Source organism: Streptococcus salivarius (assembly GCF_009738225.1).
Lineage (GTDB): Bacteria > Bacillota > Bacilli > Lactobacillales > Streptococcaceae > Streptococcus.
The window spans coordinates 348207-373394 of sequence record NZ_CP018187.1; the positions used below are offsets into that span (position 1 = coordinate 348207).

Genomic DNA, 25188 nt, shown 5'->3' on the forward strand with positions numbered 1-25188 from the left:
TTTTGCCTTTTTGATATAATGGAGTGAGTATAAAGCAAAGGAAGAAACTATTATGGGTAAATTTCAAGTTATTTCACATCCACTGATTCAACATAAACTTTCAATCCTCCGTCGTGAGGATACTTCTACTAAGGACTTCCGTGAGCTAGTTAATGAAATTGCTATGCTCATGGGTTACGAAGTGTCTCGTGACCTTCCTCTCGAAGAGGTTGAAATTCAAACACCAATTACCAAAACTGTACAAAAACAACTTTCTGGTAAGAAATTGGCGATTGTTCCAATTCTTCGTGCGGGTATTGGTATGGTCGATGGTTTCCTTAGCCTTGTACCAGCAGCTAAAGTTGGTCATATTGGTATGTATCGTGACGAGGAAACTCTTGAGCCGGTTGAGTACTTGGTTAAATTACCAGAAGACATTGATCAACGTCAGATTTTTGTAGTAGACCCTATGCTTGCGACTGGTGGTTCAGCAATCTTGGCAGTAGACTCACTTAAAAAACGTGGTGCAGCTAATATCAAGTTTGTTTGCTTAGTTGCAGCACCAGAAGGTGTCAAAAAATTGCAAGATGCTCACCCAGATATCGATATCTACACAGCATCTTTGGATGAGAAACTTAATGAAAACGGTTATATTGTTCCAGGTCTTGGAGATGCAGGTGACCGTCTCTTTGGTACAAAATAAGTTGAAAAGGGAAAATTTCCCTTTTTTTACTAGATTAATAAGTTTTAAGTGAGATTGGTTTAGGGAATTTTAGCACTCTTTCAGAAAGAGTGCTAAGAATGATGTTTTTTATTTGACCTAATTTGACTAAAATCATATAATAGCATCAAGACAATATTAAAAGGAGGATTCATATGATTCCTGTAGTAATTGAACAAACATCACGCGGTGAGCGTTCTTATGATATTTACTCACGTTTGCTCAAGGATCGTATCATCATGTTAACAGGTCCTGTTGAAGATAATATGGCAAACTCAATTATCGCCCAACTCTTGTTCTTGGATGCTCAAGACAATACAAAAGATATCTATCTTTATGTTAATACACCAGGTGGATCCGTTTCGGCAGGTCTTGCCATTGTTGATACAATGAACTTCATCAAGTCTGATGTTCAGACTATCGTTATGGGGATGGCAGCATCTATGGGAACAATTATCGCTTCAAGCGGTACAAAAGGTAAACGTTTCATGTTGCCGAATGCAGAGTACATGATTCACCAACCAATGGGTGGTACTGGTGGCGGTACGCAACAAACAGACATGGCTATCGCAGCTGAACACTTGCTCAAGACACGTAATAACTTGGAGCAAATCTTAGCAGATAATTCTGGACAACCAATTGAAAAGGTTCATGTAGACGCTGAACGTGACAATTGGATGAGTGCTCAAGAAACGCTTGAATATGGTTTCATCGATGAAATCATGGCTAATAACCAATTAAAATAGACTGAGCTTGTCTTAAATAAAAGTCAGATGCAAATCGGTTGTATAAGGACCGTTTCATCTGGCTTTTTGTGTTATAATAGAAAACATGTTAATAATCAATGAGGAGTTGCTTGCTATTGATCAAGCTATAGATTGTCTTGTTTCGTATTTTCTAAAGCTACCTGAGGTAGAAAATTACCGTTTGAAACGCCAGAAATTCGAAAATGACAGAGAACTTCAAGAGCAACTCTTTGCATTTCAGGAATTAAAGGATAGCTATGATACTGCTAAGGAGTACGAAGCTTTTAGACCAGATGTGAGAGAGTTGAAACGTCAGGTTTTGCGAATGAAGCGCCAAATTGATTTGAACGAGGTGGTTATTGGCTATCGTCAGTCAGAGTTCGATTTGCAGACTATTTTAGCCAATCTTGGTGAGGAGATTGCCCAAGCTGTTTCAGACCAGATTTTTATCGATTCTGGGCTACCTCTTGCCCCTCACAAACCGCATCATAAAAAGGGAGACACTAACATAAAGGAGAAAATGAGTCATGATTAAGCGTCAAGGCATTATTGTTTATTTATACTACAATAGAGACTTACGTAAAATTGCCAAGTTTGGGGATGTTGTCTACCATTCTTATAAGATGCGTTATGTGCACCTTTATGTAGATGAGGACAAGGTCGAGGATATTTTGAAAGAGCTCGATGGAATGAAAGCAGTGAAAAAAGTTCTGCCTTCCTACTATTCTGATATTGATATGGACTTTGTAGGTAGTCTGGAACGCTACGACACCTCGGTTCCTGAACCGTTTAAGAACTTTTCTCTTTAATAGGAGAAAAGTTTTTTTGTTTTCAAAGAGTTATTCTTAAAGTAATGGAAACGATTACTGTGGCTAAAGCTTAGTTATGTGTAGTTGACAATTGTCTGATAATTCTGTAAGCTATAAGGTGGACTTTTTTAAGAAAATATTAAGGAGAAATCTTATGTCTAAAAAGATCACACTTATTGTGTTAGCCTTTTTTGCTTCCATTTTCTTGGTTGCCTGTGGCAAGTCACCAGATGTGACTGCTAATGCCAATGGTACTAAGATTGGCGATACCATCAAAATTGGTGTTAATATGGAGTTGACAGGTGCCGTTGCAGCCTATGGTAAGGCAGAGCAAAATGGTATTAAGTTGGCTGTTGATGAAATTAACAAAGCTGGTGGCGTCGATGGCAAAAAACTTGAGCTTGTCACAAAAGATAATAAATCTGAAAACGCTGAAGCTTCAACCTCTTCAACGAACTTGGCTATTCAGAGTAATGTAAATGCTATCGTTGGTCCAGCGACATCAGGTGCTGTCGCTGCGGCTAGCCTCGTATCACAAAAAACAGGGGTTCCTTTGTTGACACCTTCTGGTACTCAGGATGACCTTACGGTAGATGCTAACGGAGCTAAGAAATTTGTTTTCCGTACAACCTTTAAAGATAGCTACCAAGGTAAAGTTTTGGCAGCTTATTCTTACAGTAATTTGAATGCTAAGAAAGTAGTTCTCTACTATGATAATGCTTCGGATTATGCTAAGGGGATTGCGGATGAATTCAAGCGTGAATATAAAGGTAAAATCGTTACTGAAGCTACCTTTGCTTCAGGTGACAAGGACTATCAGTCAGCTTTGACTAAATTTAAAGACCTTGATTATGATGCGATTGTAATGCCTGGTTACTATACTGAGACTGGTATTATCACTAAACAAGCACGTGACCTTGGAATTGATAAACCAATCCTTGGACCTGATGGATTCAGTGATGCGAAATTCACTGAGCTTGCAGGTAAAAAGAATGCGTCAAACGTCTACTATGTATCAGGATATTCAACAAATGTTTCTCTTTCTGACAAAGCATCAGGATTCATCGAAGCATATAAAAAAGCTTACAAAACTGAACCAAATATGTTTGCTGCTCTAGCTTACGATTCAGTTTATATGATTGCAGAAGCATCTAAAGATGCGAAAACATCAGTTGATATTGCTGATAACTTAGCACATTTGAAAAACTTTGTCGGGGTTACTGGTAAAATGACGATTGATAAGGATCATAACCCTATTAAAGCAGCTCTTATGGTTAAAAGAGATAATGGTGAAGAAGTTTCAGCGGAAGCCGTTGAAATTGAAAAATAATCTGTTATCTATACTGAAAATGAACTAGAAAGTTTGGTTATATATGTTTTTTGAACAACTTCCCCAACAACTAGTCAATGGTATTATCTTGGGTAGTATCTATGCCCTACTTGCCCTTGGATATACCATGGTTTATGGGATTATCAAATTGATTAACTTTGCCCATGGAGACATCTATATGATGGGTGCCTTCGTTGGTTACTATGCGATTAATAGCCTTGGAATGAATTTCTGGGTTGCCCTTGTCTTTGCTATGCTTGTCTGTGCGATTTTAGGGGTTGTTATTGAGTTCTTGGCTTATCGCCCGCTCCGTAATTCGACACGTATTTCTGCCTTGATTACAGCTATCGGTGTCTCATTCTTCCTTGAGTACATCATGGTTCTATTTGTAGGGGCAGATACACGTTCATTCCCTCAAAAGATTGCAATTGAGACTTATCATCTTGGATCAATCTCTGTAACCAATGTGCAATTGCTTATCTTGGTAGTTGCGCTTGTGCTTATGGTTGCTCTTCAATTGATTGTTAAAAAGACTAAGATGGGTAAAGCTATGCGTGCCGTATCTGTAGACAGTGATGCCGCTGAATTGATGGGTATTAATGTTAATAACACTATCAGCTTCACTTTTGCTCTTGGATCATCACTAGCAGGGGCAGCGGGTGTCCTTATTGGTCTTTACTATAACTCTATCGAACCTCTTATGGGTATGACGCCAGGTATTAAAGCCTTTGTTGCCGCTGTTCTTGGTGGTATCGGTATTATCCCTGGTGCAGCACTTGGTGGATTTGTTATCGGTATTTTGGAGACATTATCAACTGCAATTGGTTTGTCAAGTTACCGTGATGCCATCGTTTATGGTGTCTTGATTGTTATCCTTTTGGTTCGCCCAGCGGGTATCCTCGGTAAAAATGTGAAAGAGAAGGTGTAAGACATGAAGAAAAATCTAAAAGTAAACCTTATTTGGTTTGGTCTTATCATTGGGCTCTTCCTTATCTTGAAAGGTCTTGAACTTTCAGGTATCATGAACCTTTACTATATCCAAATCTTAATGGGGATTGGAATCTCAATCCTTATGGGACTTGGTACTAACTTGGTTCTTGGTTTCTCAGGGCAATTTACACTTGGGCAAGCTGGTTTCATGGCAATTGGTGCCTATTCATCAGCTATCATCACTGGTATGATGCCAACATATGACGGTTTCTACCTCTCAATGGTTGTCGGTGTCATCATCGCAGCTATTGTTGCCCTTATCTTTGGTCTACCTACCCTTCGTTTGAAAGGTGACTACCTTGCCATTGCAACTCTTGGTATGGCTGAAATCATCCGTATCATTATCGTTAATGGTGGTGAATTGACCAATGGTGCCGCTGGTTTGACAGGTATCCTTCCTTATACTAGTTGGCCTGTAATTTATTTCTTTGTGGTAATCATTACCATTTTGGTGCTTAATTTCTTACGTTCAGCAACTGGACGTCAAGCAATCACTCTTCGTGAAGATGAAATTGCTGCTGAGTCAATGGGTGTTAATGTCACAAAAATGAAGGTTCTTATCTTTGTTATCGGTGCCATGATTTCAGCGATTGCTGGCTCACTTTATGTCAGCTACATCGGTACAGTCGTGCCAAAAGACTTCACTATCATGAAATCAATTGATTACCTTATCATTGCCGTTCTTGGTGGTCTTGGATCTATCACAGGTACTATCATTGCCGCTGTTGTTCTTGGTATTATCAACATGTTCCTACAAAATGTTTCAAACCTTCGTATGATTATTTACGCCTTGGCTTTGATTCTTGTAATGCTCTTCCGTCCAGGTGGACTTCTTGGAACAAAAGAACTCTATCTCTCAAAATTCTTCAATAAATCTAAGGAGGGCAAATAAAAATGGCACTTCTTGAAGTTAAAAATCTGACTAAAAATTTCGGTGGTTTGACTGCCGTTGGTGATGTTTCAATGGAACTCAATGAAGGTGAGTTGGTTGGACTTATCGGACCTAATGGTGCTGGTAAAACAACCTTGTTCAACCTTTTGACAGGTGTCTATGAGCCAAGTGAAGGAACTGTTACACTTGATGGTACAGTCCTAAACGGTAAAGCACCTTATAAAATCGCTTCACTCGGTTTGTCACGTACTTTCCAAAATATCCGTCTTTTCAAAGACATGACTGTACTTGAAAACGTTCTTGTTGGTTTATCAAATAAGCAACCTTCAAATTTCTTTGCATCTCTTTTGCGTTTGCCTAAGTACTATTCAAGTGAAGAAGAGTTAAAAGCAAAAGCTATGAAACTCTTGGCTATCTTCAACTTGGATGGTGAGGCAGATACACTTGCGAAAAACTTGGCTTACGGACAACAACGTCATTTGGAAATTGTTCGTGCACTTGCAACAGAACCAAAAATTCTTTTCCTTGATGAACCAGCTGCGGGTATGAACCCACAAGAAACAGCTGAATTGACTGCTCATATTCGTCAAATTCAAAAAGACTTCGGAATTACTATCATCTTGATTGAGCACGATATGAGTTTGGTAATGGATGTTACTGAGCGTATCTATGTTTTGGAATATGGACGCTTGATTGCCGAAGGAACACCTGATGAAATTAAGAATAACAAACGCGTTATTGAAGCTTACTTGGGAGGTGAAGCATAATGGCAATGTTGAAAGTTGAAAATCTCTCAATTAAATATGGATCGATTGAAGCTGTAAAAAACGTCAGCTTTGAAGTTAATGAAGGTGAAGTCGTAACTCTTATCGGAGCTAACGGTGCAGGTAAGACATCAATTCTTCGTACCATCTCAGGTCTTGTTCGTCCAACTGAGGGAACCATTTCTTATCTTGGAAACGACATCCACAAAACACCAGCACGTAAGATTGTTGCCGAAGGTTTGGCTCAAGTACCTGAGGGACGTCATGTATTTGCAGGATTAACCGTAATGGAAAATCTTGAAATGGGAGCTTTCCTTCATACAAATAAAGAAGAGAACGCAGCTCTCTTGAAAAAAGTCTTCCAACGTTTCCCACGTCTAGAAGAACGTAAGAATCAAGATGCAGCGACACTTTCTGGTGGTGAGCAACAAATGCTTGCAATGGGTCGTGCCCTTATGAGTCGTCCAAAACTTTTGCTTTTGGATGAACCTTCAATGGGACTTGCTCCAATTTTTATTCAAGAAATTTTTGATATTATCGAAGATATTAAGGCGCAAGGGACTACAGTTCTTTTGATTGAACAAAATGCCAATAAGGCTTTGTCAATTGCGGATCGTGGTTATGTTCTTGAAACAGGTAAAGTGGTTCTTTCAGGTACTGGTGAAGAACTTCTTGCATCAGATGAAGTTCGTAAAGCCTATCTTGGAGGATAAGAAAAAGCGCCCAAGGGCGTTTTTCTATCGTCTCATGCTGATTGTGAAATACTAATTTTTCAGTAAAATATTGCAATCGGTTTCACTTAGTGTGGTATAATACAAGTAAGAAATCATTCGGAGGAAAATGAAACATGGCAGTAAAAGATTTTATGACGAAACGTGTAGTTTATGTCTCACCAGAAACAACAGTTGCAGCAGCTGCAGATATTATGCGTGAGAAAGGTTTGCGCCGTTTGCCAGTAATTGAACACGATAAACTTGTTGGGCTTGTTACAGAAGGTACAATGGCGGAGGCCTCACCATCAAAAGCAACAAGCTTGTCAATTTATGAAATGAATTATCTCCTTAATAAGACAAAAGTAGGAGATATCATGATCAAGAATGTCCTTACTGTTTCCAAATATGCTAGCCTTGAGGATGCAATCTATATCATGCTTCAAAATAAGGTTGGAGTCCTTCCAGTTGTGGACAATGACCAAATTTCAGGAATTATCACAGATAAAGATGTCTTTCGTGCTTTCTTGGAAATTTCTGGTTATGGTCAAGCTGGAATTCGTATTGGGTTGGAAGTTACAGATACTCCACGTGTTTTGGAAAAAATTGCGAACCTTATTGCTAGTGAGAATCTCAACATCGAACGTACAATTGTTGCCCCTAAAAATGACACTGTACTTCGTGTTGAACTTCAAGTTGAAGGAGAGATTGGGATTGAACAACTCAAGAAGGTTTTTGTAGAAGCAGGATTTACAGTTACTGAAATTGCAGAAACAGAAGCAAAAGAGTTAGACTAATAACAAGGATAAAAAACAGAAAGTTTGTAGGAAGAGTTCAGTGGAAATGAGATTAAAATCCTTACTTTTTCTAGTAATTAATGAACTACAGGCTTAACTTTATACAATAAAAAGAGGCTAGAGCATTATGCTCCAGCTTCTTTTTTATTAGTCTTGAAAATCGTAAAGTGTTGTAGAGAGGTAGCGCTCACCATTGTCAGGCAAGAGTGTCAAGACTTTTTTGCCTTCGCCAAGCTCAGCGGCAACCTTTAGGGCAGCAGCAATAGCAGCACCTGATGAGATACCAGCTAGGAAACCTTCTTGGCTACCCAATGTACGTGATGTTGCGATAGCTTCATCAGAGGGAATACGCACAACACTGTCATATGATTTTGTATCCAATGTGTCAGGAATGAAACCAGTTGAGATACCTTGGATTTTGTGTGGTCCTGGTTTATCACCATTCAAGACGGCAGATTCGTCAGCTTCGATACCATAAACCTTGATATTTGGATTGGCAGCCTTAAGGGTTTTTGAAACACCTGAAATAGTACCACCAGTACCGATACCAGCAACAAAAGCATCCAAACCTTCTGCACCAAAATCTTCAAGAATTTCTTGGCCAGTTGTAGCCGCATGAACAGCTGGGTTTGATGGGTTAGCAAATTGAAGAGGTACCCAACCATTGCGTTCAGCAGCAACTTCTTTAGCCTTAGCAATTGCACCCTTCATTCCTTCGCTACCAGGAGTCAAAACAAGCTCAGCTCCATAAGCTTGGATGATTTTACGACGTTCAACACTCATTGTATCAGGCATTACGATAACAACTTTATAGCCTTTAGCAGCACCGACCCAAGCAAGACCGATACCAGTGTTACCTGAAGTTGGTTCAACAATGGTATCACCAGGTTTAATCGTACCAGCTTTTTCAGCATCTTCAATCATACGAAGAGCAATACGGTCTTTTACTGAAGAACCAGGGTTGAATGCTTCGAGTTTAACGTAAACATCTGCTGATCCTTCTGGAACAATAGAATTAAGTTTAATAACAGGTGTTTTCCCAACAAGTTCGGTAATTGAGTTGTAAATTGTCATATTTAAAATCCTCTTAATCTTTGATTGATGGTTCTAAGTATACGACGGTAGGGCCAACTTGTAAAATACATCTTCTTTATCACTGTGATAACGTTTGACTATCAGATAGGAATTTCAACGATTTTCTTTCCAGATTTTTCATAAGTAACTTTCCCTTGATAGAATTCGGTTAGTTCCTGACCGAGTCTTTCAATCTCAGACTCTTCGACAAATAAAGTAGTAGAAACATCTGATAAGAAAGTTGTATCAAATTCTTGGAGTCCTTCTTTTTCAAGGAAGTTGGAAAAGACTTGGTATTGAGAGTAGGTTAACTCTACGGTTAGTCCTGTTAATTCCTTGACTTCAACTCGGCCAATCTCTTCAATAGCATGAGCAACGCTACCAGAGTAAGCTCGGATAAGACCACCTGCTCCAAGCTTGATTCCTCCAAAATAACGAGTCACAACTGCTACGACATAAGTAAGACCTTGTTTTTCTAGAACAGTAAGCATAGGAACCCCAGCTGTTCCAGAAGGTTCACCATCATCACTGGAACGCTTAATTTGGCCATCATCACCAACGATTATTGCAGAGCAAGAATGATTGGCCTTGTGATGCTGTTTCTTAATCTGAGCGATATATTCTCTTCCTTCTTCCTCACTGCTGATACGTTTTAAGTGACAAATAAAACGAGATTTTTTTATTTCTTCTTCAACGATTCCATCGTTGGCAATAGTTTTGTAATCCATAAAAAAATTTTATCATAAAAAGATGAATTCAAACATATTTTCGAATAGAAAGATATGGTACCTAAAGAATATTATGGACGACTATTTACGAAAGAGCAGTTGCCAGTGGACTATCACCCAGAGGCTTTAACATTAGAAAGTATGATAAAGGTCGATAAACAACTTAGATGTAAAAGATGTTACAGTCGGATAGAGGAAGATTGGCAATTACCGGGAGGTCAGTATTATTGTAGAGCATGTATTGTCTTTGGTAGAAACCAAGAAGGAAAAGAACTTTATTATTTTCCTTCCAAAACATCAGAAATTGAATTTCCTGTTTTGAAGTGGTTTGGAGAACTGACTCCCTATCAAGCTAAGGTCTCAGAGAAACTTTTGAGAACTTATCAAAAACAGAAAGATAGTCTCGTACATGCTGTGACCGGTGCTGGTAAGACAGAAATGATTTATAACATCGTTGCCTATGTTCTTGAAAATAAAGGTCATGTAGCTATCGCAAGTCCTAGGGTTGATGTTTGTCGAGAATTATTTCTACGTATGAAAAGGGATTTTACTTGTAGTATTTCCCTGCTTCATGCTGAGAGTGAACCATATGATGGTAGTCCGCTTGTAATAGCTACCACACATCAACTACTAAAGTTTTACCAGAGTTTTGACTTAGTTATTGTAGATGAAGTAGACGCATATCCTTTTGTAGGAAATGTCATGTTAAATCATGCTGTAGAACAGGCGAAGACCCAAACCGGTCGATTTATTTACTTAACAGCGACTTCAACATTATCTTTAGAAGAGCAAGTTCGACTTGGGACTTTAGAAAAACATCACCTTGCTAGACGTTTCCATGGAAATCCTTTAGTACTTCCTAAATTCTTCTGGCAGGGCAGATTACAAAAATCTCTGACAAGAGGCAAGCTTTCAAGACCTCTTCTTTATCAGATTAAAAAGCAACGTAAATCAAAATTTCCTCTATTAATCTTCTTTCCAAATATAGCGATAGGTGAAAAGTTTACAAGTATTCTACAAAAATATCTTCCAGATGAAAAAATGGCCTTTGTTTCCTCAAAAAGCGAGAAGCGTTCAACTATCGTAGAGAAGTTCCGAGAAAAAGAACTGTCTATCTTAGTGACAACAACTATCCTCGAACGTGGTGTAACCTTTCCACAAGTAGATGTTTTTGTTTGTATGGCAAATCATCACTTATACACTAGTTCGAGTCTTATTCAGATTGGAGGTCGAGTTGGAAGATCACCAGATAGACCGACAGGAAAGCTTTATTTCTTTCATGAAGGACTATCCAAATCAATGCTTCGGTGTCGAGAAGAGATAAAAGCTATGAATAAAAAAGGAGGGTTTAACAATGAAGTGTCTGCTATGTAATGATTGGATTGAATCACTACCAAAATTAAGAGACCTTATTATGTTTAACCAAAGAAAAGAGTACTCTTGCCGATCTTGTAAACATCAGTTTAAAAACCTCTCAAAAGAAAGATGTCAAAATTGTAATAAAGAGTTATATGGAGATGCTTGTATTGATTGTAAACTTTGGATGAAAAAAGGCTATATTCCTAAGCACCTTGCTATTTATCGATATGAGGAAAATATGAAAGAGTATTTTAGTCGCTATAAATTTATGGGAGACTATTGTCTTAGAAAAATATTTCAACAAGATATTAAAAACAACTTAAAACCATTTTTGAAGAAAGGTTATACCATAGTGCCAGTCCCATTATCGGAAGAACGCTTGGCAGAAAGAGGATTCAACCAAGTTGAGGGATTGATAGAGGGAATTCCCTATCGGGATATCTTTGAGAAAAGAGATATTGAGAAGCAATCCTCAAAAACACGCGAGGAGCGTCTAAGTCAAGATAATGCTTTCTGTCTCAAGGAAGGTATAAATCTACCAGATAAGATTATTATAGTGGATGATATCTATACAACGGGTTCCACTTTATATCAGATGGTTCAACTGTTAGAAGGTATAGGTATTAAAGAAGTTTTGACCTTTTCACTAGCTAGATAATAAAAATCCTTGCAAATTTTCATGAAAAGGATATAATAAAGATAAAGAAAACGCTAACAAGCGAGAAAGAGGTCTTTTATGATTAAATATAGTATCCGTGGCGAAAACATCGAAGTAACTGAAGCACTTCGTGACTATGTTGAAAGTAAACTTAGCAAAGTTGAAAAATACTTCAACGAAGACCAAGAATTGAATGCGCGTGTAAATCTTAAGGTTTATCGCGAAAAGACAGCTAAAGTAGAGGTTACTATTCCAACAGGTTCTGTAACACTAAGAGCAGAAGATGTTTCGCAAGATATGTATGGTTCTATCGACCTAGTGGTTGATAAGATTGAAAGACAAATCCGTAAAAACAAAACAAAAATTGCACGTAAGCATCGTGAAAAAGTTCCAACAGGAGAAGTATTCTCAGCTGATTTTAATAACGAACAAGTTGAAGAAGCACCAGCTGTTGAAGTTGTAAGAACTAAAAACATTGAGTTGAAACCAATGGATGTTGAAGAAGCCATCCTTCAAATGGAATTGTTGGGTCATGACTTCTTTATCTATACTGATAGCGAAGATCATACAACTAATGTTCTCTATAAACGAGAAGACGGTAACTACGGTCTGATTGAAGCTAAATAATAAAAAAGGGAAGTAGGTTGAGAAACGTGCTTCCTTTATTTTTTTTTAAAAACCCTATTGACAATAACTAAATTGGGTGTTAAGATATAAAAGTTGTCTTAACAGACTTGCCACAAACTTGAAAAGGTTCCAAAACTTTAAAAAAGTTATTGACAAGATAAGTCAGAGATGATATTATAAATAAGCTGCTTCGGAAGGGGCGGCGAACACGAGAAGTAAAAAACTTCGAAAAAGTGTTGACAAGTTATTCTAGATTTGCTAGAATATAGGAGTTGTCTTAACAGAGACAAAGACCTTTGAGAACTGAATAAGAAACCAAGTGCAGGGTTATGATAGAAGAAATTATAACCTGTCAATTTACAAGAATAAATCGTCAGAAGACGGTAATGAGTTAACGCTCGAACAATTATTAAATTTTTAATGAGAGTTTGATCCTGGCTCAGGACGAACGCTGGCGGCGTGCCTAATACATGCAAGTAGAACGCTGAAGAGAGGAGCTTGCTCTTCTTGGATGAGTTGCGAACGGGTGAGTAACGCGTAGGTAACCTGCCTTGTAGCGGGGGATAACTATTGGAAACGATAGCTAATACCGCATAACAATGGATGACACATGTCATTTATTTGAAAGGGGCAATTGCTCCACTACAAGATGGACCTGCGTTGTATTAGCTAGTAGGTGAGGTAACGGCTCACCTAGGCGACGATACATAGCCGACCTGAGAGGGTGATCGGCCACACTGGGACTGAGACACGGCCCAGACTCCTACGGGAGGCAGCAGTAGGGAATCTTCGGCAATGGGGGCAACCCTGACCGAGCAACGCCGCGTGAGTGAAGAAGGTTTTCGGATCGTAAAGCTCTGTTGTAAGTCAAGAACGAGTGTGAGAGTGGAAAGTTCACACTGTGACGGTAGCTTACCAGAAAGGGACGGCTAACTACGTGCCAGCAGCCGCGGTAATACGTAGGTCCCGAGCGTTGTCCGGATTTATTGGGCGTAAAGCGAGCGCAGGCGGTTTGATAAGTCTGAAGTTAAAGGCTGTGGCTCAACCATAGTTCGCTTTGGAAACTGTCAAACTTGAGTGCAGAAGGGGAGAGTGGAATTCCATGTGTAGCGGTGAAATGCGTAGATATATGGAGGAACACCGGTGGCGAAAGCGGCTCTCTGGTCTGTAACTGACGCTGAGGCTCGAAAGCGTGGGGAGCGAACAGGATTAGATACCCTGGTAGTCCACGCCGTAAACGATGAGTGCTAGGTGTTGGATCCTTTCCGGGATTCAGTGCCGCAGCTAACGCATTAAGCACTCCGCCTGGGGAGTACGACCGCAAGGTTGAAACTCAAAGGAATTGACGGGGGCCCGCACAAGCGGTGGAGCATGTGGTTTAATTCGAAGCAACGCGAAGAACCTTACCAGGTCTTGACATCCCGATGCTATTTCTAGAGATAGAAAGTTACTTCGGTACATCGGTGACAGGTGGTGCATGGTTGTCGTCAGCTCGTGTCGTGAGATGTTGGGTTAAGTCCCGCAACGAGCGCAACCCCTATTGTTAGTTGCCATCATTCAGTTGGGCACTCTAGCGAGACTGCCGGTAATAAACCGGAGGAAGGTGGGGATGACGTCAAATCATCATGCCCCTTATGACCTGGGCTACACACGTGCTACAATGGTTGGTACAACGAGTTGCGAGTCGGTGACGGCAAGCTAATCTCTTAAAGCCAATCTCAGTTCGGATTGTAGGCTGCAACTCGCCTACATGAAGTCGGAATCGCTAGTAATCGCGGATCAGCACGCCGCGGTGAATACGTTCCCGGGCCTTGTACACACCGCCCGTCACACCACGAGAGTTTGTAACACCCGAAGTCGGTGAGGTAACCTTTTGGAGCCAGCCGCCTAAGGTGGGATAGATGATTGGGGTGAAGTCGTAACAAGGTAGCCGTATCGGAAGGTGCGGCTGGATCACCTCCTTTCTAAGGAAAAACGGAATGTACTTGAGTTTCTTATTTAGTTTTGAGAGGTCTTGTGGGGCCTTAGCTCAGCTGGGAGAGCGCCTGCTTTGCACGCAGGAGGTCAGCGGTTCGATCCCGCTAGGCTCCATTGAATCGAAAGATTCAAGTATTGTCCATTGAAAATTGAATATCTATATCAAATTCCATATGTAATTAATTACATATAGATAGTAACAAGAAAATAAACCGAAACGCTGTGAATATTTAATGAGTTAGGTCGCAAGACCAAAATAAGGTTAAGTTAATAAGGGCGCACGGTGGATGCCTTGGCACTAGAAGCCGATGAAGGACGTGACTAACGACGAAATGCTTTGGGGAGCTGTAAGTGAGCAATGATCCAGAGATGTCCGAATGGGGGAACCCGGCAGGTAATGCCTGTCACTCATTACTGTTAAGGTAATGTAGAGGAAGACGCAGTGAACTGAAACATCTAAGTAGCTGCAGGAAGAGAAAGCAAAAGCGATTGCCTTAGTAGCGGCGAGCGAAACGGCAAGAGGGCAAACCGAAGAGTTTACTCTTCGGGGTTGTAGGACTGCAACGTGGACTTAAAGATTATAGAAGAACTACCTGGGAAGGTAGGCCAAAGAGAGTAATAGCCTCGTATTCGAAATAGTCTTTATACCTAGCAGTATCCTGAGTACGGCGAGACACGAGAAATCTCGTCGGAATCTGGGAGGACCATCTCCCAACCCTAAATACTCTCTAGTGACCGATAGTGAACCAGTACCGTGAGGGAAAGGTGAAAAGCACCCCGGGAGGGGAGTGAAATAGAACCTGAAACCGTGTGCCTACAACAAGTTCGAGCCCGTTAATGGGTGAGAGCGTGCCTTTTGTAGAATGAACCGGCGAGTTACGATATGATGCGAGGTTAAGTTGAAGAGACGGAGCCGTAGGGAAACCGAGTCTTAATAGGGCGCATTAGTATCATGTCGTAGACCCGAAACCATGTGACCTACCCATGAGCAGGTTGAAGGTGAGGTAAAACTCACTGGAGGACCGAACCAGGGCACGTTGAAAAGTGCTTGGATGACTTGTGGGTAGCGGAGAAATTCCAAACGAACTTGGAGATAGCTGGTTCTCTCCGAAATAGCTTTAGGGCTAGCGTCGATGTTAAGTCTCTTGGAGGTAGAGCACTGTTTGGGTGAGGGGTCCATCCCGGATTACCAATCTCAGATAAACTCCGAATGCCAACGAGATATAATCGGCAGTCAGACTGCGAGTGCTAAGATCCGTAGTCGAAAGGGAAACAGCCCAGACCACCAGCTAAGGTCCCAAAATATATGTTAAGTGGAAAAGGATGTGGGGTTGCACAGACAACTAGGATGTTAGCTTAGAAGCAGCTATTCATTCAAAGAGTGCGTAATAGCTCACTAGTCGAGTGACCCTGCGCCGAAAATGTACCGGGGCTAAAACATATTACCGAAGCTGTGGATACCTTTATAGGTATGGTAGGAGAGCGTTCTATGTGCGAAGAAGGTGTACCGTGAGGAGTGCTGGAGCGCATAGAAGTGAGAATGCCGGTATGAGTAGCGAAAGACAGGTGAGAATCCTGTCCACCGTAAGACTAAGGTTTCCAGGGGAAGGCTCGTCCGCCCTGGGTTAGTCGGGACCTAAGGAGAGACCGAAAGGTGTATCCGATGGACAACAGGTTGATATTCCTGTACTAGAGTATATAGTGATGGAGGGACGCAGTAGGCTAACTAAACCAGACGATTGGAAGTGTCTGGCCAAGCAGTGAGGTGTGATATGAGTCAAATGCTTATATTTATAACATTGAGCTGTGATGGGGAGCGAAGTTTAGTAGCGAAGTTAGTGATGTCACACTGCCAAGAAAAGCTTCTAGCGTTAATTATACTCTACCCGTACCGCAAACCGACACAGGTAGTCGAGGCGAGTAGCCTCAGGTGAGCGAGAGAACTCTCGTTAAGGAACTCGGCAAAATGGCCCCGTAACTTCGGGAGAAGGGGCGCTGACTTATGGTCAGCCGCAGTGAATAGGCCCAAGCAACTGTTTATCAAAAACACAGCTCTCTGCTAAATCGTAAGATGATGTATAGGGGGTGACGCCTGCCCGGTGCTGGAAGGTTAAGAGGAGTGCTTAGCGTAAGCGAAGGTATGAATTGAAGCCCCAGTAAACGGCGGCCGTAACTATAACGGTCCTAAGGTAGCGAAATTCCTTGTCGGGTAAGTTCCGACCCGCACGAAAGGCGTAATGATTTGGGCACTGTCTCAACGAGAGACTCGGTGAAATTTTAGTACCTGTGAAGATGCAGGTTACCCGCGACAGGACGGAAAGACCCCATGGAGCTTTACTGCAGTTTGATATTGAGTATCTGTACCACATGTACAGGATAGGTAGGAGCCTATGACCTCGGGACGCCAGTTTCGAGTGAGGCGTTGTTGGGATACTACCCTTGTGTTATGGCTACTCTAACCCAGATAGGTTATCCCTATCGGAGACAGTGTCTGACGGGCAGTTTGACTGGGGCGGTCGCCTCCTAAAAGGTAACGGAGGCGCCCAAAGGTTCCCTCAGAATGGTTGGAAATCATTCGCAGAGTGTAAAGGTATAAGGGAGCTTGACTGCGAGAGCTACAACTCGAGCAGGGACGAAAGTCGGGCTTAGTGATCCGGTGGTTCCGCATGGAAGGGCCATCGCTCAACGGATAAAAGCTACCCTGGGGATAACAGGCTTATCTCCCCCAAGAGTTCACATCGACGGGGAGGTTTGGCACCTCGATGTCGGCTCGTCGCATCCTGGGGCTGTAGTCGGTCCCAAGGGTTGGGCTGTTCGCCCATTAAAGCGGCACGCGAGCTGGGTTCAGAACGTCGTGAGACAGTTCGGTCCCTATCCGTCGCGGGCGTAGGAAATTTGAGAGGATCTGCTCCTAGTACGAGAGGACCAGAGTGGACTTACCGCTGGTGTACCAGTTGTTCTGCCAAGAGCATCGCTGGGTAGCTATGTAGGGAAGGGATAAACGCTGAAAGCATCTAAGTGTGAAGCCCACCTCAAGATGAGATTTCCCATGATTTTATATCAGTAAGAGCCCTGAGAGATGATCAGGTTGATAGGTTAGAAGTGGAAGTGTGGTGACACATGTAGCGGACTAATACTAATAGCTCGAGGACTTATCCAAAGAAAGTAACTGAGACATATTGACAACGATTTGGTTTCTTGATACAGTATAGATATTCAATTTTGAGTTGAGAATACTCAGAGTTAAGTGACGATAGCCTAGGAGATACACCTGTTCCCATGCCGAACACAGAAGTTAAGCCCTAGTACGCCTGATGTAGTTGGGGGTTGCCCCCTGTTAGATACGGTAGTCGCTTAGCGCAAAGGGAGTTTAGCTCAGCTGGGAGAGCATCTGCCTTACAAGCAGAGGGTCAGCGGTTCGATCCCGTTAACTCCCATAGGTCCCGTGGTGTAGCGGTTATCACGTCGCCCTGTCACGGCGAAGATCGCGGGTTCGATTCCCGTCGGGACCGTTCAAGTAGAAATATTTGAGACTCGTTAGCTCAGTTGGTAGAGCAATTGACTTTTAATCAATGGGTCACTGGTTCGAGCCCAGTACGGGTCATATATGCGGGTGTGGCGGAATTGGCAGACGCACCAGATTTAGGATCTGGCGCTTAACGGCGTGGGGGTTCAAGTCCCTTCACCCGCATTAGAAAAGTTAGCCGGCTTAGCTCAGTTGGTAGAGCATCTGATTTGTAATCAGAGGGTCGCGTGTTCAAGTCATGTAGCCGGCATAAAGATGGTCCGTTGGTCAAGGGGTTAAGACACCGCCTTTTCACGGCGGTAACACGGGTTCGAATCCCGTACGGACTATATTTTTGAGTGACTTAGGTTACTCTTTTTATTTTGTTTCTTTTTTTTATATGTTATAATAACTTATAATACTATTTTTGAGGTGAATTTATGTCTAAAGTTTTTGTTTTTGGTCATCAAAACCCTGATTCTGATGCGATTGGGTCTTCTTATGGATACGCTTATTTGAAACGTCAACTTGGTGTTGATGCTGAAGCTGTTGCTTTAGGTACTCCTAACGAAGAAACTGCTTTCGTTCTTGATTATTTTGGTGTTGAGGCACCACGAGTTGTTGAATCAGCTTTGTCAGAGGGTGTTAATCAAGTAATTCTTACAGATCATAATGAGTTTCAACAATCTATTTCAGATATTAAGGATGTTGAGGTTGTTGAGGTAGTAGACCATCATCGTGTGGCTAACTTTGAAACTGCTAATCCATTAATGATGCGATTGGAACCTGTTGGATCTGCATCTTCAATTGTTTATCGTATGTTTAAAGAAAACAATGTTGAAGTTCCTAAGGAAGTGGCTGGTTTGCTTTTGTCAGGTTTGATTTCAGATACTCTTCTTCTTAAATCTCCAACTACACATGCTTCAGATCCTGCAGTCGCAGCTGAACTTGCAGAAATTGCTGGTGTTAATCTAGAAGAATATGGTCTAGCTATGCTTAAAGCTGGTACTAATCTTTCTTCTAAATCTGCTGAAGAACTTATTGATATTGATGCCAAAACTTTCGAATTGAATGGCAATCAAGTTCGTGTTGCACAAGTTAATACTGTTGATATTGCAGATGTTCTTTCTCGTCAAGAGGAAATCGAAGAAGCTATTAATAACTCAATTAAAAGCAATGGATACTCTGACTTTGTCTTAATGATTACTGATATCCTTAATTCAAATTCAGAAATTCTTGCACTTGGTTCAAATACTGATAAAGTTGAAAATGCTTTTGATTTTGTTTTAGAAAATAATCATGCTTTCCTTGAAGGTGCCGTTTCTCGTAAGAAACAAGTGGTACCACAGTTGACTGAAAGCTTTAATGCATAAAATTAGGCCGTCAGGCCTTTTTTTAGTGGTCTGATTAATGGTATAATACTTCTTATGATAATACAATTTAACCCAAATAAACTATGTAAGCAAGCTTTTTTTATGGAAATAGTGAATTATCTATATCTTAATCAGCCTGTGACCCTGAGAGCAATAAAAAGGCAGTTTCCTTTTCAAAAGAATATAGATAAATTAATTGAGGAGTTTGTAAAAGTAGGCTATATTGAACGATTTGAGAAACGTTACCGTTTATTAATTAGTCTTGTGTTGGATTCTTCTACAATTGACTTAGATCAGCATTTTTTTATTGAAGATGATTCTACTTGTTATTTAGAGCTATTAAATCGTAAATTTGTTACTGAGATATCTAATTCTACTAATGATGTTGTTATTATCGAACAAACGGGTATCACGAGAGACGAACTTACGATTTCAAATTATTTCTATAAATTAAGAGAAAATCTACCATTATCTGAAGAGCAGAATAGATTATATGACAAATTAGGGGATGTTAATCCTGAATACTTTTTGAAACATGTAACGACTTTTCTATTAAAATACATAAGGAAGGAGTATGTACTTCAAAAGAGAAGGAATATTTTTGTTGATGCTTTAGAATTATTAGGGTATCTTATTCAAGTAGAAGAAGGTCGTTATCTTTTGAATATGGACTTAGATTCCGAAGCATTCGTTTTTAGTGCAAAAAAAGACTAGTATTATTACTAGTCTTTTTTATGACAACTTTAACGATTCCTTAGTTCAAGATAACGTTTGTACCAGATGTTAACATAAGATTGCGAAAATGGCCCCTTACCATTGTTAATCCAATCTACCAAGATTTTAACATGTTCCTTTAAGATATAGTCAATATCAGGAGAGTAATGCATTTCTTTTTTATGTGTTTCATACTCATCTACATCTAGCAATTTTTTTTCACCATCAGCGAAGACCTTGACATCTAGGTCGTAGTCAATATATTTTAGTGCTTCTTGGTCCAAAATATATGGACTAGCTAAATTGCAGTAGTAGGAAATGCCGTTATCCCTAATCATGGCTATAATATTAAACCAGTATTTTTTGTGGAAATAAACAATAGCAGGTTCACGTGTTACCCATCGTCTTCCGTCTGCTTCAGTAACGAGGGTGTGGTCGTTAACGCCAATAACAGCATTCTCAGTTGTCTTTAGTACCATAGTATCGCGCCAAGTACGGTGCAAACTACCATCATGCTTATAACTTTGAATTGTGATAAAGTCGCCTTCTTTTGGTAATTTCATGGCGTCCTCTTTCTACAATAAGGGTTATCCCCATTATTGTATCATAATTTTTTGAAAAGAGGGGAGAATTCCTATAAATATTCTCTTAGAGCGGATGCTATGGCATCAAAGTCATAACCTTTTCTGGCTAAAGATTGTGTCAAGCGCTGCTTAAGTTCATAACCGTCGTATTTTTTACTAAATTTTTGATATTGCTTATCTATTTCTTTATAAAGGAGAGCTTGTTCAGTTTCTTCATCTGCTTCAAGTTCTAGATGATTGATTGCTAGTTTACTTTCTTGAAATGAAAAACCTTTATTGATAAGGCTTTGAGTTAATTTATCTTTTAGGGCTTTAGATGGTAGTTTTTCCTGATATTTTCGTAACAGTTTTGAAGCTACTCTAATGGCTATTTCTGAGAAATCAAATTGACTTAAAACATCGTCAATGATCTGTTTGTTACAACCTTTTTGAAGCCATTTTTGCTTCAGCACATAGGCTCCTTTATCACCTGAATTCAGATTTTGTTGAGCTAGACTTTCTAGGAGTTTGTAATCATCAATCCAGTGATCTCTTTTTAGATTATCAATAATTTTTGGAATTATATGAGGGTTTATTTCATGTTTAAAAAGGTAATCTTTTACCTCTTTCTCAGTACGTTGTTTAAATGAAATAAAATAGAGGGCTAAGTTTTTACCATGCGAGAACTGGGCAAAGGATTTAATATTCTCTAGTTGATCTTTGTCCAGTATCATTTCTTTTGTCAACATGTATTTAACGATGGTATCTTCTGTAACGTAGAGACTCTCTTTTTTGTCTATCTCAAGGAGATAAAGTCTCTTTTTCTTCTCGATTTTTGTGATTTTCATAGTTATTATTATATCAAAATGTTAGAATGGTAGTATGAATTTACAAGTGAAACAGCGTATCACGCTTAAGATAAAACGCATGGGAATCAATGGCGAAGGCATTGGTTTTTATAAGAAAACTCTAGTTTTTGTGCCAGGGGCTTTGAAGGGTGAAGAAGTATTCTGTCAGGTTGTTTCTGTTAAGAGAAACTTTGTTCAGGCAAAATTATTAAAGATTAATAAGCCTTCTAAGTTTCGTGTTGAACCTGCATGTAGTATTTATGAAGACTGTGGCGGTTGCCAGTTAATGCATCTTCGTTATGATAAGCAATTAGAGTTTAAAACTGACTTATTAGGACAAGCCTTGAAGAAGTTTAAACCGGCTAATTTTGAGTCATATGACATTCGTCCAACAATAGGGATGGAGCAACCACAACATTACCGAGCTAAACTACAATTTCAAACCCGTTCTTTTGGTGGTTCAGTCAAAGCTGGCTTATTTGCGGAAGGGAGTCATCGCCTCATTAATATTGATGATTGCCTAGTTCAGGATGAGCTAACTCAAGTCATCATGAATAAGGTGACAAATTTGTTAGATAAATACAGGTTGCCAATTTATAATGAGCGTAAAATTTCTGGAATTCGGACCGTTATGATACGACGTGCTTTGGGTTCAAATCAGGTCCAGTTGATTTTTGTAACCTCTAAATCAGTTTCTTTCACTAAATTAGTTAAGGAATTGACGGAAAGTTTTCCAGAAATTGTAACAATTGCTGTCAATTATAATTATTCGAAATCTAGCGAGATTTATGGTCAAGAGACGGAAATTCTTTGGGGGCAAGACACTATTCAAGAAGAGGTACTGGACTATAGCTTTGCTCTCTCTCCTCGTGCGTTTTACCAGTTGAATCCTCAACAAACAGAGGTACTCTATGGTCAGGCCGTTGAAGCTTTGGATGTAGGTCAGGCTGAACACCTTATTGATGCTTATTGTGGCGTTGGTACTATTGGACTTGCTTTTGCAAATAAGGTAAAGAGTATTCGAGGTATGGATATTATTCCAGAGGCTATTGAGGATGCTAGAAAGAATGCTAAATCACTTGGACTGGAAAATGCTCACTATGAGGCGGGGAAAGCAGAAGATATCATTCCTCGTTGGTACAAGGAAGGCTATCGAGCAGATGCTCTTATTGTGGATCCACCTAGAACTGGTTTAGATGATAAGCTACTTAAAACGATACTGGCCTACACTCCTGAAAAAATGGTTTATGTTTCATGTAATGTATCTACTTTGGCTAGAGACCTAGTTTCTTTGGCTAAAGTTTATGATGTTAATTATATTCAGTCAGTAGACATGTTTCCTCATACAGCTCGAACAGAAGCAGTTGTGAAGCTGACTAAGAAAATGTGATAAAACCTAACATAAAAAACAAGAAATTTTCCAAATTGTTGGAAAATTTCTTTATTTTTCTGAAAAATAGGAGTATAATAGGCTTATCGATTTTTTAAAGGAGGAGCGTATGAAAAAGAGCTTCATTCATCAACAAGAGGAAATTTCTTTTGTGAAGAATACTTTTACACAGTATTTGATTGATAAACTTGACGTCGTTGAAGTGCAAGGGCCTATTTTGAGTAAGGTCGGGGATGGTATGCAGGATAATTTGAGCGGTATTGAAAATCCTGTAACTGTTAATGTGCTTCAGATTCCTGACGCAACATACGAAGTTGTTCACTCATTAGCAAAATGGAAACGCCATACTTTGGCTCGTTTTGGTTTCAATGAAGGTGAAGGGCTCGTGGTTAATATGAAGGCTCTTCGTCCAGATGAAGATTCATTGGATGCAACGCACTCTGTTTACGTTGACCAATGGGACTGGGAAAAAGTTATTCCTGACGGACATCGAAATATCGCTTACTTGAAAGAAACTGTTGAAACCATTTATAAGGTTATTCGTTTGACTGAGCTAGCAGTTGAAGCACGTTACGATATTGAAGCTATTTTACCTAAGAAAATTACCTTCATCCATTCAGAAGAACTTGTTGAGAAGTACCCTGATTTGACACCAAAAGAGCGTGAAGATGCTATTACTAAGGAATATGGTGCTGTATTCTTGATTGGTATCGGTGGTGTTCTTCCTGATGGAAAACCACATGATGGTCGTGCACCTGACTATGATGACTGGACAACTGAGTCTGAGAATGGCTACCATGGTTTGAATGGAGATATCTTGGTTTGGAATGAACAATTAGGACATGCCTTTGAATTGTCATCAATGGGTATTCGTGTTGACGAAGATGCCCTTAAACGTCAGGTTGAAATTACTGGCGACCAGAATCGTTTGAAATTGGATTGGCACCAAGCCTTGTTACATGGCCTTTTCCCACTAACAATTGGTGGAGGTATTGGTCAGTCACGTATGGCTATGTTCTTGCTTCGTAAGAAACATATTGGTGAGGTTCAAACTTCAGTTTGGCCAGATGCCGTTCGTGAAAGTTACGAAAATATCTTGTAAAAAAAGCACTAACTTTCGTTAGTGCTTTTTGGTTAGCAATTGCTGCGTATAATTGATCAATGAATTTGCTATTGGTGTAGATATGATGAGAGCTGACTTCGTTTTTCTCATAAAGAAAAAACCTATCCCTTGAAGGAGATAGGTTTTTAGATTAGTCGCCACTACGGAAAAAAGCATCGTAAAGAGCTCTGACAGCTGCTTTTTCTTGCTCGGTTTCAATTACAAACATAACAGAAACCTCACTAGAACCTTGGGAAATCATTTCTAGGTTAATATGTTTTTCAGAGAGCGCTTTAGCCGCTGTCGCTGTAACACCGATGTGGTCTTTCATATTTTCACCAACAATCATGAGGATTGAAAGGCCATGTTCAATTTCAACTTCATCAACACCGAGTTCACGAGTCAAGTATGAAAGAATTTCTTGTTCTTTGATTGGGGTAAGTTCACGTTCTCGAATAATGATTGAGAGATCATCGATTCCAGAAGGCATGTGTTCCCAACGGATGTTTAAATCTTCCAAAATTTGGAGAACCTTACGTCCAAAACCAACTTCACGGTTCATGAGGTATTTGCTCATATTGATGCTGACGAATTTATCATCACTCGCGATACCAACGACAGGAACAGTTGCACCCTTGTGTTCAAGAATAATGCGTGTGCCTGGGTGGTCTGGGTTATTTGTATTTTTAATAACGAGTGGAATTTTACCACGGTAGGCAGGGAGAAGGGCTTCGTCATGAAGAACTGAGAAGCCAGCATATGCCAATTCACGCATTTCCTTGTAAGTCAACTCTGGAATTGAATGTGGTTCATGAACGACACCAGGATGGGCTGCGAAAATACCATCTACATCTGTGAAGTTTTCATATAAATCTGCCTTAACTCCAGCTGCAACGATAGAACCAGTGATATCAGAGCCTCCACGTGAGAAAGTACAAATTTGATTATCAGGGGTAACACCGAAGAAACCGGGGATTACAAGAACCTCATCTGATTCACGAAGCTCTTCCAACTTGTCATAAGCTCCTGGAAGGATACGAGCATTTCCAGGTTCGCTTGAGACAAAAATACCAGCTTGGCGAGGGTGAACGTAACGTGCTTCAATACCGTTATTACGGAAATATTCTGCGATTAATTTTGCGTTATTATCTTCCCCTGCAGCTAGGAAAGTATCATAAAGGAAATCATTGTCTTCAATAGGAAGAGTGGCAAGATCGTTGATAGATTTAGCAATCTTCGCCATTTCTGTTGATTTGAAGCCTAGCTCATCGACCATAGCTTGGTAGCGGTTAATAATCCATTCTTGGTCAGCTTTGACATCAGCACCTTTTGTGTAGTGTTTATAGTATTTAATCAAGGCGTCTGTGACTTTGGTATCTTCATCGTTACGTTTACCAGGGGCTGATACTACGACAAAGCGACGTTCAGGGTCAGATTTTACAATGTTTAAGACTTTTTCTAATTGTGTGGCTGAAGCAAGTGAGCTCCCACCGAATTTGATGACTTTCATAGTTACTCCAAAAATTTTAAAT

22 protein-coding genes, 7 tRNA genes and 3 rRNA genes are annotated in these 25188 nt (G+C 40.2%); 27 read left to right on the forward strand and 5 right to left on the reverse strand.

All coding sequences use genetic code 11. From position 1 onward, the window contains the following. The first annotated feature begins 52 nt into the window (after nt 1-52). The 10 genes from upp (at nt 53) to BSR19_RS01875 (ending at nt 7738) form a co-directional block, all read left to right on the forward strand. Nucleotides 53-682 carry a uracil phosphoribosyltransferase gene (gene upp / locus BSR19_RS01830; protein ID WP_002883819.1) on the forward strand — a complete coding sequence of 210 codons (630 nt, stop codon included), beginning with the start codon at nt 53-55 and terminating at the stop codon, nt 680-682. Between the two features lie 173 nt (nt 683-855). Next, nucleotides 856-1446, forward strand: a complete 591-nt coding sequence (locus BSR19_RS01835; RefSeq protein ID WP_002883818.1) for an ATP-dependent Clp protease proteolytic subunit — start codon at nt 856-858, stop codon at nt 1444-1446. 85 nt (nt 1447-1531) lie between these two features. After that, nucleotides 1532-1981, forward strand: coding sequence for a YlbF/YmcA family competence regulator (locus tag BSR19_RS01840; RefSeq protein WP_002890009.1), 450 nt, complete (start codon nt 1532-1534; stop codon nt 1979-1981). After that, nucleotides 1974-2255 (forward strand): YlbG family protein, encoded by a 282-nt coding sequence (locus BSR19_RS01845; protein WP_002890011.1) that lies wholly within the window; start codon nt 1974-1976, stop codon nt 2253-2255. Before BSR19_RS01840 ends, BSR19_RS01845 begins: the two co-directional genes overlap by 8 nt. Before the next feature lie 154 nt (nt 2256-2409). Further along, on the forward strand, nt 2410-3585 hold the full coding sequence (locus tag BSR19_RS01850; protein WP_014633924.1) for an ABC transporter substrate-binding protein: 1176 nt from the start codon (nt 2410-2412) through the stop codon (nt 3583-3585). Nucleotides 3586-3628: 43 nt separating this feature from the next. Then, the gene (locus BSR19_RS01855) at nt 3629-4513 is read left to right on the forward strand and encodes a branched-chain amino acid ABC transporter permease (RefSeq protein WP_002890014.1); all 885 of its coding nucleotides are present in this window, start codon (nt 3629-3631) and stop codon (nt 4511-4513) included. 3 nt (nt 4514-4516) lie between these two features. After that, nucleotides 4517-5467 carry a branched-chain amino acid ABC transporter permease gene (locus BSR19_RS01860; protein WP_002883720.1) on the forward strand — a complete coding sequence of 317 codons (951 nt, stop codon included), beginning with the start codon at nt 4517-4519 and terminating at the stop codon, nt 5465-5467. Between the two features lie 2 nt (nt 5468-5469). Further along, nucleotides 5470-6234 (forward strand): ABC transporter ATP-binding protein, encoded by a 765-nt coding sequence (locus BSR19_RS01865; RefSeq protein ID WP_002883723.1) that lies wholly within the window; start codon nt 5470-5472, stop codon nt 6232-6234. Then, a complete protein-coding gene (locus BSR19_RS01870) occupies nt 6234-6944 on the forward strand; it encodes an ABC transporter ATP-binding protein (RefSeq protein ID WP_002883761.1) in 711 nt (236 codons plus the stop codon). The genes BSR19_RS01865 and BSR19_RS01870 overlap by 1 nt, the downstream gene beginning before the upstream one ends. 134 nt (nt 6945-7078) lie before the next feature. Beyond that, nucleotides 7079-7738 (forward strand): CBS and ACT domain-containing protein, encoded by a 660-nt coding sequence (locus BSR19_RS01875; RefSeq protein WP_037600377.1) that lies wholly within the window; start codon nt 7079-7081, stop codon nt 7736-7738. A gap of 147 nt (nt 7739-7885) precedes the next feature. On the opposite strand, the gene cysK is transcribed toward BSR19_RS01875, so the two are convergent. Beyond that, nucleotides 7886-8812 carry a cysteine synthase A gene (cysK, locus tag BSR19_RS01880; RefSeq protein ID WP_002883742.1) on the reverse strand — a complete coding sequence of 309 codons (927 nt, stop codon included), beginning with the start codon at nt 8810-8812 and terminating at the stop codon, nt 7886-7888. Between the two features lie 101 nt (nt 8813-8913). Beyond that, complete coding sequence (locus BSR19_RS01885) at nt 8914-9540, reverse strand: YigZ family protein (protein ID WP_060973192.1); 627 nt, start codon at nt 9538-9540, stop codon at nt 8914-8916. A gap of 54 nt (nt 9541-9594) precedes the next feature. Here BSR19_RS01885 and BSR19_RS01890 point away from each other — a divergent pair, with 54 nt between their 5' ends. From BSR19_RS01890 to BSR19_RS01960, 15 genes are all read left to right on the forward strand, one after another. Further along, on the forward strand, nt 9595-10914 hold the full coding sequence (locus tag BSR19_RS01890) for a DEAD/DEAH box helicase (protein WP_156246369.1): 1320 nt from the start codon (nt 9595-9597) through the stop codon (nt 10912-10914). Next, the gene (locus BSR19_RS01895; RefSeq protein ID WP_156246370.1) at nt 10895-11557 is read left to right on the forward strand and encodes a ComF family protein; all 663 of its coding nucleotides are present in this window, start codon (nt 10895-10897) and stop codon (nt 11555-11557) included. Before BSR19_RS01890 ends, BSR19_RS01895 begins: the two co-directional genes overlap by 20 nt. A 78-nt stretch (nt 11558-11635) precedes the next feature. Further along, nucleotides 11636-12184 (forward strand): ribosome hibernation-promoting factor, HPF/YfiA family, encoded by a 549-nt coding sequence (gene hpf / locus BSR19_RS01900; protein ID WP_002883786.1) that lies wholly within the window; start codon nt 11636-11638, stop codon nt 12182-12184. 416 nt (nt 12185-12600) lie between these two features. Next, nucleotides 12601-14148, forward strand: a 16S ribosomal RNA gene (locus tag BSR19_RS01905). Nucleotides 14149-14202: 54 nt separating this feature from the next. Beyond that, nucleotides 14203-14275 (forward strand) — tRNA-Ala (locus tag BSR19_RS01910). A gap of 146 nt (nt 14276-14421) precedes the next feature. After that, a 23S ribosomal RNA gene (locus BSR19_RS01915) occupies nt 14422-17321 on the forward strand. 83 nt (nt 17322-17404) lie between these two features. Beyond that, nucleotides 17405-17520 (forward strand): 5S ribosomal RNA (gene rrf, locus BSR19_RS01920). Together the 16S, 23S and 5S rRNA genes with 7 tRNA genes alongside form the textbook arrangement of a ribosomal RNA operon. 5 nt (nt 17521-17525) lie before the next feature. Then, nucleotides 17526-17598: transfer RNA gene (locus BSR19_RS01925), tRNA-Val, on the forward strand. 2 nt (nt 17599-17600) lie between these two features. After that, nucleotides 17601-17673, forward strand: a tRNA-Asp gene (locus tag BSR19_RS01930). Nucleotides 17674-17692: 19 nt separating this feature from the next. Further along, nucleotides 17693-17765 (forward strand) — tRNA-Lys (locus tag BSR19_RS01935). A 5-nt stretch (nt 17766-17770) separates the two neighbouring features. Next, nucleotides 17771-17852: transfer RNA gene (locus BSR19_RS01940), tRNA-Leu, on the forward strand. A gap of 12 nt (nt 17853-17864) precedes the next feature. Next, nucleotides 17865-17937: transfer RNA gene (locus BSR19_RS01945), tRNA-Thr, on the forward strand. Nucleotides 17938-17944: 7 nt separating this feature from the next. Further along, nucleotides 17945-18016, forward strand: a tRNA-Glu gene (locus BSR19_RS01950). Between the two features lie 90 nt (nt 18017-18106). Further along, complete coding sequence (locus tag BSR19_RS01955) at nt 18107-19039, forward strand: manganese-dependent inorganic pyrophosphatase (protein WP_156246371.1); 933 nt, start codon at nt 18107-18109, stop codon at nt 19037-19039. A 54-nt stretch (nt 19040-19093) separates the two neighbouring features. Further along, entirely contained in the window at nt 19094-19753 is a 660-nt protein-coding gene (locus BSR19_RS01960) for a DUF1803 domain-containing protein (protein WP_156246372.1), read from the forward strand. A gap of 29 nt (nt 19754-19782) precedes the next feature. Here BSR19_RS01960 and ntdP read toward each other — a convergent pair whose 3' ends face one another. After that, nucleotides 19783-20316: a nucleoside tri-diphosphate phosphatase gene (ntdP, locus tag BSR19_RS01965; protein WP_002886644.1), complete on the reverse strand. Its 534-nt coding sequence runs from the start codon at nt 20314-20316 to the stop codon at nt 19783-19785. Nucleotides 20317-20387: 71 nt separating this feature from the next. Then, complete coding sequence (gene recX / locus BSR19_RS01970; protein ID WP_156246373.1) at nt 20388-21164, reverse strand: recombination regulator RecX; 777 nt, start codon at nt 21162-21164, stop codon at nt 20388-20390. Nucleotides 21165-21198: 34 nt separating this feature from the next. Between recX and rlmD the strand changes: the two genes are divergently transcribed. Then, a complete protein-coding gene (gene rlmD / locus BSR19_RS01975; protein ID WP_156246374.1) occupies nt 21199-22554 on the forward strand; it encodes a 23S rRNA (uracil(1939)-C(5))-methyltransferase RlmD in 1356 nt (451 codons plus the stop codon). Between the two features lie 109 nt (nt 22555-22663). Continuing rightward, a complete protein-coding gene (gene asnA, locus BSR19_RS01980) occupies nt 22664-23656 on the forward strand; it encodes an aspartate--ammonia ligase (protein WP_155124126.1) in 993 nt (330 codons plus the stop codon). Nucleotides 23657-23807: 151 nt separating this feature from the next. Here the strand turns inward: asnA and BSR19_RS01985 are convergent, their stop codons facing one another. Next, a complete protein-coding gene (locus BSR19_RS01985; protein ID WP_070576611.1) occupies nt 23808-25166 on the reverse strand; it encodes an aspartate kinase in 1359 nt (452 codons plus the stop codon). Nucleotides 25167-25188 lie beyond the last annotated feature (22 nt).

Bases quoted from the DNA above. Each gene is read 5' to 3' on its own strand.
- upp (WP_002883819.1), top strand. From the start codon at position 53: ATGGGTAAATTTCAAGTTATTTCACATCCACTGATTCAACATAAACTT.
- BSR19_RS01835 (WP_002883818.1), top strand. From the start codon at position 856: ATGATTCCTGTAGTAATTGAACAAACATCACGCGGTGAGCGTTCTTAT.
- BSR19_RS01840 (WP_002890009.1), top strand. From the start codon at position 1,532: ATGTTAATAATCAATGAGGAGTTGCTTGCTATTGATCAAGCTATAGAT.
- BSR19_RS01845 (WP_002890011.1), top strand. From the start codon at position 1,974: ATGATTAAGCGTCAAGGCATTATTGTTTATTTATACTACAATAGAGAC.
- BSR19_RS01850 (WP_014633924.1), top strand. From the start codon at position 2,410: ATGTCTAAAAAGATCACACTTATTGTGTTAGCCTTTTTTGCTTCCATT.
- BSR19_RS01855 (WP_002890014.1), top strand. From the start codon at position 3,629: ATGTTTTTTGAACAACTTCCCCAACAACTAGTCAATGGTATTATCTTG.
- BSR19_RS01860 (WP_002883720.1), top strand. From the start codon at position 4,517: ATGAAGAAAAATCTAAAAGTAAACCTTATTTGGTTTGGTCTTATCATT.
- BSR19_RS01865 (WP_002883723.1), top strand. From the start codon at position 5,470: ATGGCACTTCTTGAAGTTAAAAATCTGACTAAAAATTTCGGTGGTTTG.
- BSR19_RS01870 (WP_002883761.1), top strand. From the start codon at position 6,234: ATGGCAATGTTGAAAGTTGAAAATCTCTCAATTAAATATGGATCGATT.
- BSR19_RS01875 (WP_037600377.1), top strand. From the start codon at position 7,079: ATGGCAGTAAAAGATTTTATGACGAAACGTGTAGTTTATGTCTCACCA.
- cysK (WP_002883742.1), bottom strand. From the start codon at position 8,812: ATGACAATTTACAACTCAATTACCGAACTTGTTGGGAAAACACCTGTT.
- BSR19_RS01885 (WP_060973192.1), bottom strand. From the start codon at position 9,540: ATGGATTACAAAACTATTGCCAACGATGGAATCGTTGAAGAAGAAATA.
- BSR19_RS01890 (WP_156246369.1), top strand. From the start codon at position 9,595: ATGGTACCTAAAGAATATTATGGACGACTATTTACGAAAGAGCAGTTG.
- BSR19_RS01895 (WP_156246370.1), top strand. From the start codon at position 10,895: ATGAAGTGTCTGCTATGTAATGATTGGATTGAATCACTACCAAAATTA.
- hpf (WP_002883786.1), top strand. From the start codon at position 11,636: ATGATTAAATATAGTATCCGTGGCGAAAACATCGAAGTAACTGAAGCA.
- BSR19_RS01955 (WP_156246371.1), top strand. From the start codon at position 18,107: ATGTCTAAAGTTTTTGTTTTTGGTCATCAAAACCCTGATTCTGATGCG.
- BSR19_RS01960 (WP_156246372.1), top strand. From the start codon at position 19,094: ATGATAATACAATTTAACCCAAATAAACTATGTAAGCAAGCTTTTTTT.
- ntdP (WP_002886644.1), bottom strand. From the start codon at position 20,316: ATGAAATTACCAAAAGAAGGCGACTTTATCACAATTCAAAGTTATAAG.
- recX (WP_156246373.1), bottom strand. From the start codon at position 21,164: ATGAAAATCACAAAAATCGAGAAGAAAAAGAGACTTTATCTCCTTGAG.
- rlmD (WP_156246374.1), top strand. From the start codon at position 21,199: ATGAATTTACAAGTGAAACAGCGTATCACGCTTAAGATAAAACGCATG.
- asnA (WP_155124126.1), top strand. From the start codon at position 22,664: ATGAAAAAGAGCTTCATTCATCAACAAGAGGAAATTTCTTTTGTGAAG.
- BSR19_RS01985 (WP_070576611.1), bottom strand. From the start codon at position 25,166: ATGAAAGTCATCAAATTCGGTGGGAGCTCACTTGCTTCAGCCACACAA.